The 15,209-nt window shown below is 47.0% G+C and carries 15 protein-coding genes; 13 read left to right on the forward strand and 2 right to left on the reverse strand.

Going from position 1 to position 15,209, the window contains the following annotated elements; genetic code table 11:
• Positions 1–96 precede the first annotated feature (96 nt).
• The 13 genes from ACNFN4_RS07930 to ACNFN4_RS07990 all read left to right on the forward strand — a co-directional run bounded on the left by ACNFN4_RS07930 (position 97) and on the right by ACNFN4_RS07990 (position 13,510).
• A complete protein-coding gene (locus tag ACNFN4_RS07930; protein WP_094296324.1) occupies positions 97–1,866 on the forward strand; it encodes an ABC transporter ATP-binding protein in 1,770 nt (589 codons plus the stop codon).
• Between the two features lie 88 nt (positions 1,867–1,954).
• The gene (locus ACNFN4_RS07935) at positions 1,955–2,569 is read left to right on the forward strand and encodes a hypothetical protein (protein ID WP_103526603.1); all 615 of its coding nucleotides are present in this window, start codon (positions 1,955–1,957) and stop codon (positions 2,567–2,569) included.
• A 36-nt stretch (positions 2,570–2,605) separates the two neighbouring features.
• Entirely contained in the window at positions 2,606–3,283 is a 678-nt protein-coding gene (locus tag ACNFN4_RS07940; protein ID WP_159354630.1) for a response regulator transcription factor, read from the forward strand.
• Positions 3,280–4,341 (forward strand): sensor histidine kinase, encoded by a 1,062-nt coding sequence (locus ACNFN4_RS07945; RefSeq protein ID WP_154817966.1) that lies wholly within the window; start codon positions 3,280–3,282, stop codon positions 4,339–4,341. Before ACNFN4_RS07940 ends, ACNFN4_RS07945 begins: the two co-directional genes overlap by 4 nt.
• A gap of 115 nt (positions 4,342–4,456) precedes the next feature.
• The gene (locus ACNFN4_RS07950) at positions 4,457–5,911 is read left to right on the forward strand and encodes a tetratricopeptide repeat protein (protein WP_448200106.1); all 1,455 of its coding nucleotides are present in this window, start codon (positions 4,457–4,459) and stop codon (positions 5,909–5,911) included.
• 396 nt (positions 5,912–6,307) lie between these two features.
• Entirely contained in the window at positions 6,308–7,720 is a 1,413-nt protein-coding gene (locus ACNFN4_RS07955; protein WP_026092297.1) for a C40 family peptidase, read from the forward strand.
• 206 nt (positions 7,721–7,926) lie between these two features.
• Positions 7,927–8,877 (forward strand): thioredoxin-disulfide reductase, encoded by a 951-nt coding sequence (gene trxB / locus ACNFN4_RS07960; protein ID WP_007407423.1) that lies wholly within the window; start codon positions 7,927–7,929, stop codon positions 8,875–8,877.
• Between the two features lie 273 nt (positions 8,878–9,150).
• On the forward strand, positions 9,151–9,618 hold the full coding sequence (locus ACNFN4_RS07965) for an 8-oxo-dGTP diphosphatase (RefSeq protein WP_003151491.1): 468 nt from the start codon (positions 9,151–9,153) through the stop codon (positions 9,616–9,618).
• A 25-nt stretch (positions 9,619–9,643) separates the two neighbouring features.
• Positions 9,644–10,531, forward strand: coding sequence for an RNase adapter RapZ (rapZ, locus tag ACNFN4_RS07970; protein WP_012118535.1), 888 nt, complete (start codon positions 9,644–9,646; stop codon positions 10,529–10,531).
• Positions 10,528–11,481 (forward strand): gluconeogenesis factor YvcK family protein, encoded by a 954-nt coding sequence (locus ACNFN4_RS07975; RefSeq protein WP_014418964.1) that lies wholly within the window; start codon positions 10,528–10,530, stop codon positions 11,479–11,481. The genes rapZ and ACNFN4_RS07975 overlap by 4 nt, the downstream gene beginning before the upstream one ends.
• A 26-nt stretch (positions 11,482–11,507) precedes the next feature.
• On the forward strand, positions 11,508–12,458 hold the full coding sequence (whiA, locus tag ACNFN4_RS07980) for a DNA-binding protein WhiA (RefSeq protein WP_007407421.1): 951 nt from the start codon (positions 11,508–11,510) through the stop codon (positions 12,456–12,458).
• 23 nt (positions 12,459–12,481) lie between these two features.
• Entirely contained in the window at positions 12,482–12,739 is a 258-nt protein-coding gene (locus ACNFN4_RS07985; protein WP_012118534.1) for an HPr family phosphocarrier protein, read from the forward strand.
• Positions 12,740–12,763: 24 nt separating this feature from the next.
• Complete coding sequence (locus tag ACNFN4_RS07990; RefSeq protein ID WP_007407420.1) at positions 12,764–13,510, forward strand: arylamine N-acetyltransferase family protein; 747 nt, start codon at positions 12,764–12,766, stop codon at positions 13,508–13,510.
• Between the two features lie 60 nt (positions 13,511–13,570).
• On the opposite strand, the gene ACNFN4_RS07995 is transcribed toward ACNFN4_RS07990, so the two are convergent.
• Both ACNFN4_RS07995 and ACNFN4_RS08000 read right to left on the reverse strand, forming a co-directional pair.
• Positions 13,571–13,960: a ribonuclease gene (locus ACNFN4_RS07995; protein ID WP_223204413.1), complete on the reverse strand. Its 390-nt coding sequence runs from the start codon at positions 13,958–13,960 to the stop codon at positions 13,571–13,573.
• A 205-nt stretch (positions 13,961–14,165) separates the two neighbouring features.
• Positions 14,166–15,131, reverse strand: a complete 966-nt coding sequence (locus ACNFN4_RS08000) for a 2-hydroxyacid dehydrogenase (RefSeq protein WP_012118532.1) — start codon at positions 15,129–15,131, stop codon at positions 14,166–14,168.
• Between the last annotated feature and the right edge of the window lie 78 nt (positions 15,132–15,209).

Raw genomic sequence — 15,209 nt, forward strand, 5'->3', positions numbered from 1 at the left:
GAGTTTATTTTGGTTTTTGTCAAAAATGTACGTTTTGTTCATATTCCGTTCATGCACATCCGTTATAGTATAAACAGTGATATAGGAGGAAAACATATGCCGAATAAACAACCAAAACCTAAAGGGAAATTCAGCTCATTTTTTTCATTAGTCAAAAAAACAAAACCATCATACGGTATGCTGGCCTTCGCGCTGTCTCTCAGTATTGTGACAACGCTCGTCAGCCTGCTGATTCCGCTATTGACAAAGCAGCTCGTTGACGGCTTTTCCATGTCGTCGCTGTCAGGCGTGCAAATCGGAATCATCGCAGCCGTGTTTATCGTACAGGCCGCATTAAGCGCCTACGCCACCTACGCCCTGAACTACAGCGGCCAGAAAATCATCTCGGGACTGCGTGATTTGTTGTGGCAGAAATTAATTAAACTGCCCGTCTCTTATTTTGACAAAAACGCCACGGGAGAAACGATCAGCCGTGTCACCAATGACACAATGGTGGTAAAAGAGCTGATCACAAACAATATCAGCGGATTTATTACCGGAATCATTTCCGTTATCGGGTCACTGACGATCTTATTTTTCATGAACTGGAAGCTCACATTGCTCGTGCTGATCGTCGTGCCGCTGGCTGCGGTGATTTTAGTGCCGATCGGCCGGAAAATGTTTAAAATTTCTCGGGAAACACAGGATGAAACGGCGAGATTCACCGGATTATTAAACCACATCCTCCCGGAAATCAGGCTTGTAAAAGCGTCAAACGCTGAAGAAGCGGAATACGGACGCGGAAAAGCAGGCATTATGGCGCTCTTTAAACTCGGGCTGCGTGAAGCGAAGGTGCAGTCGCTCGTAGGCCCGCTTATTACACTTGTATTAATGGCGGCGCTGGTCGCTGTCATCGGGTACGGCGGGATGCAGGTGTCATCCGGTGAATTGACAGCCGGCGCACTCGTTGCCTTTATCCTGTATTTGTTTCAGATCATTATGCCGATGGGCCAGATCACTTCATTTTTCACACAGCTTCAAAAATCCGTCGGCGCAACGGAACGGATGATTCATATTCTTGCAGAAAAAGAAGAAGATATCCAAACCGGAAAAGCCATTGAAAACGCAGATCAGCCGATTAAGCTTGAACAAGTCTCATTCGGCTACAAAACAGATCAAGCCATCTTAAAAGACATTACGGCTACGATTGAGGCCGGCAAAGTCACCGCGATCGTCGGACCGAGCGGCGGCGGAAAAACAACGTTATTTAAGCTGCTTGAACGATTCTACAATCCGACTGCGGGCAGCATCCTGCTCGGAAATGAACCGATTGATGCGTATTCCCTTGAGTCATGGCGGGAGCATATCGGCTACGTGTCGCAAGAAAGCCCGTTAATGTCAGGCACCATCCGCGACAATATCTGCTACGGATTAAAACGCGAGGTGACTGATGAGGAACTGAGGCAAGCGGCTGACATGGCCTACGCCCTGCAATTTATTGAAGACTTACCGAAGAAATTTGAAACCGAGGTCGGTGAGCGGGGAATTATGCTGTCAGGCGGACAGCGCCAGCGCATCGCTATTGCCAGAGCGCTCCTTCGCAACCCGAGCATTCTGATGCTTGATGAAGCGACATCAAGTCTGGACAGCCAATCTGAAAAATGGGTGCAGCAGGCGCTGGAAGTTCTAATGGAAGGCCGCACCACCATCGTGATCGCCCACCGTTTATCCACGGTTGTGGATGCAGATCAGCTTCTCTTTGTCGAACAGGGTGAAATCACCGGACGGGGCACACACCATGAATTAATGGCATCCCATTCGCTGTACCGCGATTTTGCGGAGCAGCAGCTGAAGCTGAATGCCGACTTAGAAAACAAAGCTGTGTAAAGCAAGACTTTATGAATAAAAAGCAGCTGAAAAAGCTGCTTTTTATTTTGTAGACGGAGTTCTGTTCATAGAAAGCGGAGGTTAAATCATGAAAAAACGCACAAAGATTTTTTATTGTCACGCGGCCGTACTGCTCGTATTCATGACTGCCGGGTGTACGGGCGGTAACGATGATGAGCCAGGCCATTCTTCAAGTCCGGCCGGGGGAAGCAGCATCAACAAGGCTGAAACAGCATCAGCGGCAGAAAAAAACGAACCCGTAAACAAAGATTCACATCACGTCTCTGCGGACAAAAGCGAACCGGATAACATGTCGACAGATTATTCTCCTCTGCAAATTGAATATGCCCGCATCTGGCTGCAGCTTGGGGAAAATCAGCAGATAGATGAATTGAACGTTCGCCGCATTCCGGCCGGAGCACTCGTCAACCCTGACGATCACACGAGCGCCCGCTATCCGGAAGATGTTACGCAGTTAGCAGGCTCCCGGTTAATCGATGGGTCAGTCACTTACAGCAGCAACGGCGACGGCACCATTCAGGTATACAATGTTCCTTTGCGCTGGGAGTCTCGTGAAGATACTGATCAAGGCGTAATGAAAGAAGTGACGGAAGAGATGATCCGCCATACAAAAAAAGTGTCTGTTGATACAGGAGACAATGAAAAAATAAGACGGTTAATAGACATCATGTCGATTCATTAAAAGAAGACAGGCAAAAAAGCAGAAGGAGGGATTTTCATGGCTGTCATATTGGTTGCGGATGACGACCGCCATATCCGTGAGCTTGTCCGCCTTATGATGGAGCAGAGCGGTTTTGACGTCGCAGAAGCGGAAGACGGGGAAGCGGCGGTGCGGCTGATCGAATCCGCACCTATAGATCTCATCATACTGGATGTGATGATGCCGAAAATGGACGGGTTTGAAGTCAGTGAAGCCGTCCGCAGCTTTACGGACATTCCGATTTTGATGCTGACGGCAAAAGGCGAAACGCAGGACAAAGTGCAAGGTTTTACTTCCGGAGCGGATGATTATCTCGTCAAACCGTTTGAGCCGCTTGAGCTGGAAGCAAGGGTCAAAGCATTGCTGAAACGGTACCGGATCACCGCTGAAAAACTGCTGACCATCGGAACGGTCACATTAGATAAGCAATCCCGCACCGTAACGCGCGGCGGCGGAGCGGGATTGACACTGCCCCGGCGTGAATTTGAGCTTTTATTTAAGCTCGCCGGTTATCCGAATAAGACGTTTTCAAGAGAACAATTAATAGAAGATATTTGGGGCTTTGATTATGAAGGTGACGAGCGGACCGTTGATGTGCATATTAAAAGGCTGAGAGAACGGTTTCCGGAAAAAGACTATCCGTTTGCCATCCATACGGTGCGGGGGCTCGGGTATCGGTTTGTGGTGACAGGATGAAACGGATCTTCAGAACGGCTGGGAAAATCATCATCCTTCTCACCGTCACCGCATTCTTATGGCTGGCGGCTCATCTGATCGTTCAGGGATTCGGTCTCATATGGCCGATTTTGCTTGTGCCGTACGCCGAGCAGATTGTGACGCTTTGGCTTGTTTTCGGCCTGCTGTTTGTAACGATGTTTATTTTTTCAAAGTCAGCACGTGAAAGACATCATGCGATCTGGGATTCGCTGACCGCCACGATCAAGCAAATGTCGAGCGGCAACTTCACAGCGGCCGCTTCCCGGAAAATGGAGAAGATTGAGCGGAACCACCCCGTGACGAAATTGGCTGATGAACTGTCGACACTCGCCGCGGAACTGAGTGAAATGGAAAAACTGAAACAAGAATTTATTTCGAACGTTTCCCATGAAATCCAAACCCCGCTCACTTCATTAAAGGGCTACGCGCATCTTCTGAAAAAACCGGATTTATCATATGAGGAGCGGGGGCGCTACTTACACATCATCGAAACAGAAACAGAACGATTATCAAAAATCAGTGAAAATCTGCTGAAGCTCACTGCGCTGGACCGCCAAACCGAACCGATACAAAAAAAACCGTTCCGCATTGACAAACAGCTGCGGCGCACCATATTGACCTGTGAGCCTGAATGGTCCGCCAAACAGATTGAGTTTCTCATTGATTTACAGGAGTCGTATGTGTACGGAGATGAAGCGCTGCTCAGCCAAGTATGGATGAATCTGATTCACAATGCCGTAAAATTTACCGGTGAAGGCGGCCGCATTTCCGTTAAAATTGCAGATCTGCCGGGAGCGGCGGCTGTCGAAATCGCCGACGACGGAATCGGAATGGAGCCTGAACAGGCGGAGCGTGTATTTGAACGGTTTTATAAAGCGGACAAGGCGAGAAACGCAGGGGGAAGCGGGCTCGGTCTGTCCATCGCCCAAAAAATCGCAGAGCTGCACGGCGGTTCGATAGAGGTTGAGAGCAAGCGCGGCGAAGGAACCCTTTTCCGCGTCATTCTTCCAGCCGATCCTCGTGAAAAAAACAGCTAAAATCTGGTCGAACCAGCCAGTAAAAAACGAAGCCGATCCTGTCTTTTGAACTATTGAGGCGAAACCGTTTTATGGTATACTACTGACGGTAATACGTATAAAACGGAGGATATTTGTGGGAAAACACACTTCTGAACAGAAAAAGCACGCGCAAATTGTCCAGCTGCTTCAGGATGGACAATATTTTTTTCATAAAGGCTTAAAAGCATATAAAGATCGGAATTTAAAACGGGCCAGCAAACTGATTCAGCGGGCCGTCCACCTCGAGCCGAATGATTCCGAAATGCTGTCCCGGCTGGCCGTCATTTATTCTGAAATGGGCCACTACCAGCAGTCAAATGAGCTGTTTGACTTTATTTTGGTGAACCTGAAAGAAGAAATGCCCGAGTGTCATTACTTTAAAGCGAATAATTTCGCGCATTTGGGGCTCTTTCAGGAAGCATACAAAGAAGCAGCGGCTTATTCAGATGCCGATCCGGACGGGGAATTCAGCGAAGAGATTGAAAATCTGATGGAGCTTTTGGATTTCGGCGAAGCGGGTGAAAACGAATCGCTCTATGACCAGGATGAGCTGCTGATCAGGCAGGACCGGGCAAAAACGCTTCTTGAGAGCGGCCAGCTTCATGAAGCGGTTGTCATGCTTGAAGAGATTACGGCCGATTATCCCGAGCTTTGGTCTGCATACAACAACCTGGCGCTCGCTTACTTTTACTCAGGCAATGTCACAAAAGCGAAACAAACGGTATTCGAAGTGCTTGAGAAAAATGAAGGCAATCTCCATGCCCTGTGCAACCTCCTTGTATTCTGCTATTACGAGAGGGAAGATGAAAAAGTCGGAGAATTGAGCGAAAGGCTCGCTAATGTGTATCCGATTTTATTCGAACAGCGCTATAAGCTGGGGGCGACGCTTGCGCTTGTCGGCAGACATGATCTCGGTTATAAATGGCTCCGTTCTCTTTACAAAAGCGGGTTCGAAGGCGACGACACGTTTTATTACTGGCTTGCCGCCTCAGCCTACGGGACAGGCCGCACAGAATTTGCGGAAACCATTTGGAAAAAGGCAGAAGCCGAATTTCCCGAATCAGACCGGCCCGCGCCTTGGGCGGAGCGGCAGGAACCGCTGCCTGCTTCACTTGAACAGCGGCTTGCCGCCTATTATATCAGCAGCGCTGAAGGAGAGCGGAACCAGCTTGAAAAAGTTCTGACGGCAAAACGCGCCGTTTCACCGTTTGAACAAGATTTCGTCAGACTGCTGCTTTCCGGTGAAAAAGGCGCTTCAGGCGTTTCCGGTGATGCGCTGTTCACGTATCGGACGGTCAAGCTTCTGGAGAAAGCGGAAGCCGACAGTTTAAAAACTGACGTCATGAGCTGCTGGGTTTTTCACGTCATTCAGCACATCCGCGCCGCCGCTGCCGTACAGAATGAGCGGGCGTGGGCCGCAGCCATCGCATATGTATGGAAAGAAGCAAACGGCGAAAAAACGACGAAAAAAGAAACGGCCGCCGTTTACGGTATAACGCCGGCAACACTTTCGAAATACATCAGACAAATAGATGATATATTAGAATAAAACCGATTCTTTCTATATAAAGAGTCGGTTCTTTTTTTATCAGAAAGGGGCAAAACAGAACTTTACCGCCGAAAAAAGAGGTATTCATACGTATTTTTTTGCTTTTTGAATCGAAATCGGGCTGTAATCACCGTTTATTTTGCAAAATATGAGATTTGCAATCACATTGAAATATAACTGTAATAAAAATTGTCGAAACATGATGGTATAATGAGTCTCGTACATAAGAGATTAGTTTATTTTACATGTGCTGTATAATCTATACCAATTTAAAAGATTTAAAGATTCATACATAAAAATCATCAGCCTCACGGGTATGTGAGGGAGCGTAACTTTGATGTTCATAATAGAATTCCAAATGAGAACAGGTTTAAAGTAAAAGGGAGGAAAGAAAAAGTGAAAAAGAGTTTATTAACACTTGGTTTGGCTTCCGTCATCGGGACAAGCAGTTTTTTGATCCCGTTTACAAAAACTGCATCGGCGGAAACATTAGACAGCAAAAAAGCGAAAATTGAAAGCAAGCAATCTGAGGTGGCTTCAAGCCTTGAAGCAAAAGAAAGAGAATTGTCTAAGCTTCAGGACAAGCAGGCTAAGATTGAAAAAGAACTGAAAGACATTAACGCTAAAGCGTTGGATACAAGCAATAAAATCGAAGATAAAAAAGCTGAAAACGAAAAAACGAAAAAGCAGATCGCTGATTTGAAAAAAGAAATCAAAGAAACAGAAGCGCGTATTGAAAAACGCAATGACATCCTGAAAAAACGCGTTCGTTCTTTACAGGAAAACGGCGGTTCTCAAGGATACATAGATGTTCTTTTAGGGGCGACAAGCTTCGGAGACTTCATTTCCCGTGCGACTGCGGTATCTTCTATCGTTGATGCGGATAAAGAGCTGATCAAACAGCAGGAGCAGGATAAAGCGAAACTCGAAGACGCAGAAGCTGAACTTAACGTGAAGCTGAAAAAAGTTCAAGATGATCTTGCGAAACTCGAGTCTATGCAAAAAGACCTGAACAAACAGCTTGATCAGAAAGACAAGCTTTTTGACGAAGCGAAAAACGGACAGAAAAAAGCGGCTTCCGCTATCTCTGATCTGAAAAAAGAAGCATCAAAGCTTGCAAACGAAAAAGCTGACACTGAAAAAGAACAGAAGCGCATTAAAGCTGAGCAGGCTGCAGCGGCTGCCCTGATCAAAAAACAGGAAGAAGCGCAAAAAGCTTCTGAAGACCAAAACCAAAAAGATGACAGCCAGCCGGCACCGGCGGTTAAAACTGTGAAAAAAGCGGCTGTTTCAACATCATCTGATTCATCTGACAGCTCAAGCAAACCGAAGAGCACTTCAGGCGGATCATCTCATAACAGCGGCGGTTCAGATGATTCTGACGGCGGATCTGTTATTTCAAATTCAGGCGGTATTGAAGGCGCGATCAGCGTAGGTTCAAGCCTTGTGGGTCAATCCCCGTACAAATTCGGCGGCGGACGCACTCAATCTGATATTAACAACCGTATTTTTGACTGCTCTTCATTCGTACGCTGGGCTTATGCTAACGCAGGCGTTAACCTCGGACCTGCAAGCGGCACAAACACAGATACATTAATCGGAAGAGGTAAAGCAGTAAGCGCGTCTGACATGAAACGCGGAGACTTAGTATTCTTCAATACGTATAAAACAAACGGCCACGTCGGCATCTACTTAGGTAACGGAACGTTCCTGAACGATAATACATCACACGGTGTATCCATTGATTCTATGAGCAACCCTTACTGGAAGAAAGCATTCAACGGCAATGTAAGACGTGTCGTGCAATAATGAATAAGACAAGGGCCTTCTATCCCGGAAGGCTCTTTCTTTATTTGTATACCCGCTCAGGAGCCGACTAATCATGGTTTCTCAGAAAAATGAGCAAAAAAATAGCGAATTGCCCTCAGATTTAATAGGATATGGGTAAGGAATACGATTGATGGGGATTCTTATCCATATAGGGTGCGCCCCATTTCGAAAAGGAGTGAATCATGGTGTCAGAAGAAAAAATTTATGATGTGATCATTATCGGCGCGGGTCCGGCGGGGATGACCGCTGCTGTTTACACATCACGAGCGAACTTATCCACATTAATGATCGAAAGAGGAATTCCGGGCGGCCAGATGGCCAACACGGAGGATGTTGAAAACTATCCGGGTTTTGAAAGCATTCTCGGGCCTGAACTTTCTAATAAAATGTTTGAACATGCGAAAAAATTCGGTGCGGAATATGCGTACGGCGATATTAAAGAAATCGTTGACGGCAAAGAATATAAAACGGTCAAAGCCGGTTCAAAAGAATATAAAGCGCGCGCCATCGTCATTTCTGCCGGAGCGGAATACAAAAAGATCGGCGTTCCCGGCGAAAAAGAACTGGGCGGCCGCGGCGTATCGTACTGCGCGGTTTGTGACGGCGCGTTCTTTAAAAATAAAGAGCTTGTCGTTGTCGGCGGCGGAGACTCCGCCGTTGAAGAAGGCGTCTATCTGACACGCTTCGCTTCAAAAGTCACCATCGTTCACAGACGTGACAAATTGCGGGCGCAAAGCATTCTTCAGGCGCGTGCTTTTGACAATGAGAAAATTGACTTCAAATGGAACAAAACCGTAAAAGAAATCCATGAGGAAAACGGAAAAGTCGGCAGACTTACTCTTGTGGATACCGTGACGGGAGAAGAGGAAGAATTCAAAGCTGACGGCGTCTTTATTTATATCGGTATGCTTCCGCTTTCTAAACCATTCGAAAACTTGGGCATCACAAATGAAGAAGGCTACATTGAAACAAACGCTCAAATGGAGACAAAAGTTCCGGGCATTTTCGCCGCGGGAGACATCCGTGAAAAAACGCTCCGCCAGATCGTAACGGCGACAGGCGACGGAAGTATTGCGGCTCAAAGTGTTCAGCATTATGTGGAAGAGCTTGAGGAAACGCTCAAAACCGTTAAATAATCACTGTAATGTTCAGTTTTTGAATCGTTACTGTGTTTTAATTACGCTGTAACACGGGTGAAATACTGATGTTTTAAGATGAATGTAGTAATTGACCCCCTTTTTAATGAATACACTTTGGCACGGATTCCAGTATCCGTGCCCTTTTTTTGCGATTTTCTGTTTTCTGTCAAATAAAAGAAAAGGATGTCGGTGTCTCTGCATTGTGAGAGACATGCCGAAACGGTATAATGAAGAGACGATGATTTGTTGAGAAGGTTAGGTGACGTACTTGTGCAAAGAGTGACAAATTGTGTGCTGCAGACAGATGATCAGGTTCTCCTTCTCCAAAAGCCGAGACGGGGCTGGTGGGTCGCGCCCGGCGGGAAGATGGAAAGCGGCGAGTCCGTCAGAGATTCCGTCATCAGAGAGTACAGAGAAGAGACGGGCATTTATATACTGAATCCGCAGTTAAAAGGCGTGTTTACCTTTATTATTAAGGAACAGGAACAAATCGTGTCAGAGTGGATGATGTTTACTTTCGTCGCCGATTCCTACACGGGGCGGAATGTCGCTGAATCAGAGGAAGGCGTTCTGAAGTGGCATGACGTAAAAGATATCCACAGCCTTCCGATGGCCCCCGGAGACGGGCATATCCTTGATTTTATGATCAAGGGCCAAGGGCTTTTGCACGGCACCTTTACGTATACGCCGGACTTCGAGCTGCTCAGCTATCGTTTAGATCCGCAGCTTATCAAATAAAAGAAAGACCGCAGGGGGGAGAAAGATGAGTATGAATGAAAACCATGATATTCAGCTCGTCATCATTACGGGAATGTCTGGAGCGGGGAAAACCGTCGCCATTCAAAGCTTTGAGGATCTCGGCTATTTTTGCGTCGACAATCTGCCGCCTTCCTTGCTGCCGAAATTTTTGGAGCTGATGAAAGAATCAAGTTCAAAAATGAGCAAGGTCGCGCTTGTCATGGATCTGCGGGGACGTGAGTTTTTTGACAGGCTGATTGAGGCGCTGGATGAAATGGCGGAAAATCCGTGGATTACACCGCGCATTCTCTTTTTAGACGCTAAGGATTCCATCCTTGTGACGAGATACAAAGAAACGAGGCGTTCTCACCCGCTGGCCGCTACCGGGCTTCCTCTCGAAGGAATCGCGCTGGAACGCCAGCTGCTTGAAGAATTGAAAGGGCGCTCTCAGCTGATTTATGACACATCGGATATGAAACCGCGTGATCTGCGTGAAAAAATCGTGGCGCATTTCGCCACGAACCAAGGTGAAACATTTACAGTGAACGTAATGTCATTCGGGTTCAAATACGGGCTTCCGATAGATGCCGACCTCGTGTTTGATGTAAGGTTTCTGCCGAATCCGTTCTACATTGAAAGCATGAGGCCGCTTACGGGGAAAGATGAGGAAGTGTCATCCTATGTGATGAAGTGGAACGAAACACAAAAGTTTATTGAAAAGCTTGTTGATCTGCTCGGCTTTATGCTTCCGTCTTATAAGCGGGAAGGTAAAAGCCAGCTTGTCATCGCGATCGGCTGTACGGGCGGCCAGCACCGCTCCGTCACGCTCGCTGAGTATTTGGCTGACTATTTTAAAAAAGATTTCTATACTCATGTCACTCACCGGGACATTGAAAAGAGAAGCCGGAAATGAATAAGAAGCCGAAAATCGCAATCTTCGGCGGCGGAACGGGTCTGTCCGTGCTGCTTCGGGGGTTAAAGCATAAGCCCGTTGATATTACAGCGATTGTGACAGTTGCTGATGACGGCGGAAGTTCAGGCCGTCTGCGGGATGAACTTCAAATTCCGCCGCCGGGTGACATCCGTAACGTACTGGCCGCTTTGTCAGATGTTGAGCCGCTCGTTGAAAATCTGTTTCAGCACCGTTTCAACAAAGGAAGCGACTTAACCGGACATTCGCTCGGCAATTTGATTTTGGCAGCGATGACAAATATAACCGGTGATTTCTTTCACGCTGTCACCGAAATGAGCAAGGTGCTGAATGTCCGCGGCAGAGTGCTGCCGGCTGCTAACACCAGTGTCGTTCTTCACGCTGAAATGGAGGACGGGCAGGTCGTCTCCGGAGAATCGACAATCCCTTCTTACGGCCAGCGGATTAAACGGGTGTTTCTTACGCCTGAAAAAATTGATCCGCTCCCGGAAACGATTGACGTCATCCGTCAGGCCGATTTAATCATTATCGGTCCGGGAAGCCTGTACACAAGCATTCTTCCGAATCTGCTCGTGCCGAAAATCGGAGAAGAAGTCGTCAAGGCTGCGGCCAAAAAAGTATATATATGCAACGTCATGACACAGCCCGGCGAGACGCTGCAATACAGCGCGGCCGACCATGTCAAGGCGCTGAACGATCATATGGAGCAGCCGTTTATCGACACGATCTTAATCAACAATGAGGAGATCCCTGACGAAATCAAAAGCAAATATGCGAAAGAGCTGGCCCGGCCCGTCGACTTCAATATTGAAAAGCTGAAATCCATGGGGCTTGAGGTCATCAGGGATCAGATTATCACGTATAAAAATGGCGTAATCCGTCACGATACACATAAAGTGGCTTCTCTTCTTGTCGATTTATTAAGGGACTAGAGGCCTTTTGAAATGAGGTGGCTAATATGTCATTTGCATCGGAAACAAAAAAAGAACTGACGAATCTGGAAGTGAAGGACTGCTGCGCCAAGGCGGAGCTGTCCGCGCTGATTCGGATGAACGGTTCCCTGTCATTTTCAAACCGCCATCTCGTGCTTGACGTTCAAACCGAAAATGCGGCGATTGCCCGCCGCATTTATACATTGCTGAAGAAACAATATGATGTATCGGTCGAACTGTTAGTCAGAAAAAAAATGCGGCTGAAAAAAAATAATGTTTATATTGTGCGCTTTTCTGAAAATGCAAAGCTGATTTTAGAGGAATTGAAAATCCTCGGAGAGAACTTTGTATTTGAACGGAATATTTCTGAGGAACTGGTGGCGAAACGCTGCTGCAAACGTTCTTATATGAGAGGGGCGTTTTTGGCGGGGGGATCTGTGAATAATCCCGAAACCTCGTCGTACCACTTGGAAATCTTCTCGCTTTATAAGGAACATAACGATTCATTATGCGCGCTGCTGAATGAATTTCATCTGAACAGCAAAACGCTTGAACGGAAAAAAGGCTATATTACGTATTTAAAAGAGGCGGAAAAAATCACTGAATTTCTGAATGTCATCGGCGCTCACAATTCACTGCTGCGTTTTGAAGATGTGCGGATTGTCAGAGATATGAGAAACTCAGTGAACCGCCTCGTCAATTGTGAAACAGCAAACTTAAACAAAACCATCGGTGCTTCGCTCAGACAGGTGGAAAATATTAAATACATTGATGAACGGATCGGTCTTGAAGCGCTGCCGGAAAAGCTTCGCGAAATTGCGCAGCTGCGGATTGATTATCAGGAGGTCACGCTGAAAGAACTGGGGGAAATGGTTGCAAGCGGGAAAATCAGCAAATCCGGCATCAATCACAGGCTGAGAAAGCTCGATGAAATCGCAGAACAGCTGCGTACAGGACAAAGCATCACTTTGAAATAACCGTACAGAAAAGGGGAGATCTTATGGTTCAGGAGAAAGTGGAAGTGCGTTTAAAGACGGGTTTGCAGGCGCGTCCCGCTGCATTGTTTGTACAGGAGGCAAATCGCTTTGCATCAGATGTGTTTCTTGAGAAAAACGGCAAGAAAGTGAATGCCAAAAGCATTATGGGATTAATGAGCCTGGCGGTCAGCACGGGGACGGAAGTCACTCTGATCGCTGAAGGCGATGATGAAAAGGAAGCGTTGGAAAAGTTGTCCGCTTATGTGCAGGAAGAAGTGTAAACACTTTGTAAGGGGGACGGAACGATGAATGAGTTTCTGAAAGATTGTTATCAAACGATAGGCTGGGAAAAGGATTCCCTCGATTTCAGCAACCTGCCGGAGTTTTTAAAGGCGCTCGCGTATCGGTTTCCGTTTGAAAATCGCGCGGTTTTGTCCAAAAAAGAATATGACGTCACGAAAGAAGGGCTGTGGCGGCACATGGTGAAGGAACCTCATGGCGGCCTTTGTTATGACTTGAACGGACTGCTTTATTTCATCCTGAAAGATGCCGGATTTGATGTCAAATTGATCCGCGGAACGGTCTGGAAAAACGGCTGGGCGCTGCCCGGCACACATGCGGCCGTACTTCTTTCCGCCGGAGGGAATGAGTACATCGCTGATGCAGGCTTCGGCCTCAATCTCGCCATGCAGCCTGTGCCGATGTCGGGAGACGAGACGGTATCAGCGGCCGGAGCGTTCCGCGTGAGGATAGAAGAGACGGAATTCGGGACATACCTGCTTGAAATGAACAAAGGGGACGGCTGGCAGACAGGTTACGCATTTTCGCTTGAAGAAATCGATGAAAAGGACCTCAAGTCTATGAAACAAACAATCTTTGAACATGAACGCTCTCCTTTCAACAAACGCCTGCTTGCTTCTAAGCGGACACCGGAAGGGCACATGGTTCTGTCTGAACGCAATATAACAATAAAAAAACACGATGGCACGGCGGAAAACAGCAGAATAGACCGGTCAGAGTTTGAAGAAAAATTTACTGCTCATTTTATATGAAGCTCGCAGGTTCTCTGCAAAAAAAACGGCCTCCGCAGGGAAGCCGTTTTTTGTATGTGTTTATCTCATTTTTGTAAAGGTTTTATAATGATCTGTCGTCTTATAAATCAGCCAGTCGCTTGAGTAAAGAATCCGGTCTGAATTTCTGAAGCCTGATGTATAGTTAATATCCGCTTCACGCCACGTCCGTCCGCTTTTGGCAGGGAGTTTGCCTTCCCTGTTTGAGAAGATGTCTCCGCCGATGCTTTTCCCCGGAGCGACGTCTGCCAGATTCCCCTTTGATGCAACCCAGCCGAGGGCCTGTGCTTCTGACTTTGTAATGTAATTATCAGGAAGCTTATGATAGGTCTGAAGATAATCCGCAACCCCGTCAAACGTGTTGATAACCTGTGCTTCAGTGTGCGCCTTGTGAGAAGATGTATCCGTCTTGGCAGCCGTGGAAAACAGCATCCCCGCCGCGGAGAACAGCACCAGCAAACAAACGGAAATCCACGATAATCGTTTTTTCAAAGCAATACCTCCCATTTTTATCATGTGAAGCTGATTCCTTTTCATTGTATCAGCATCGAGAGAAAGGAATAGAAAGAATTTAAAAATAGTACTTTTGATCTAGCAAAAAAATAAACCCCGGCTGAAACGGCCGGGATTTTTCATCTCATTGAAATTCCTTCGTGAGGTTTTTCGGCGTTTTTCCGTATACGGCGTCAATCATGTTTTGTGCGGCTTGCTTGAACATATTCAAGCGGATTTTTGCCGTTGCTGACCCGATATGCGGAAGCAATGTGACGTTTTCCAGCTGCAGGAGCGGATTGTCTTCGGCGATCGGCTCTTTTTCAAACACATCTAAACCGGCGCCTTTTATCCAGCCCTCCTGCAATGCGCGGATGAGCGCTTTCTCATCAACCGTCTTTCCCCGGGAAATATTGACGAAACATGCCGTATCTTTCATCAATTTAAATTCCCGCTCTCCCATCATATGATACGTTTCGTCAGTAAGCGGCGTAATTAACAGCACAAAGTCTGATGTTTTCAGCAGTGTATCTAAGTCGGCATATGTAACCCCGAGTTCCTTCTCAGCGTCCGGTTTTCTGCTGCGGTTATAATACAGCACGTCCATATCGAAGCCGAATTTTGCCCGTTTGGCAGCTTGTTCACCGATTCTGCCCATGCCGATAATTCCTAATGTCTGATGGTGGACATCCATACCGAAAAGAGATTCTTCCTCAACGGTTCCCCATTTGCCGGCGCGGACGAATCGATCCAATTCGGCAACCCGTCTGGCGGAAGACAGAATTAATGAAAAAGCCAGATCAGCGACAGTGTCATCTAACGTGTACGGTGTATGCGTGCCGACAACCCCGCGTCTTTTCATTTCTTCAATATTAAAATTATCATAGCCGACAGAATTATTGCTGACGACCTTCAGCTTCGGCGCGTGATCCAGTAAATCACTGTCAATCGCCGTTCCGGATGTCAGCAGCCCTTCAGCATCTTTCATTTTTTCGTACAGTTCCTCTTTTGGAATGGTATCTTCTTTCCAGATGTCATAGCGGCAATGCTCGCCTATCATTTGTTCGACTTCCGGCGGTATCGGTTTCGCGATGAATACATAGGGTTTCAACGGGCTTCTCCTCCTTTGTCTTTCTTCTCTATTTTATTATATAAGAGAAGCGGTAACGTGAGAAATATTCAAACGTAT

This window comes from Bacillus sp. N1(2025) (assembly GCF_053470005.1).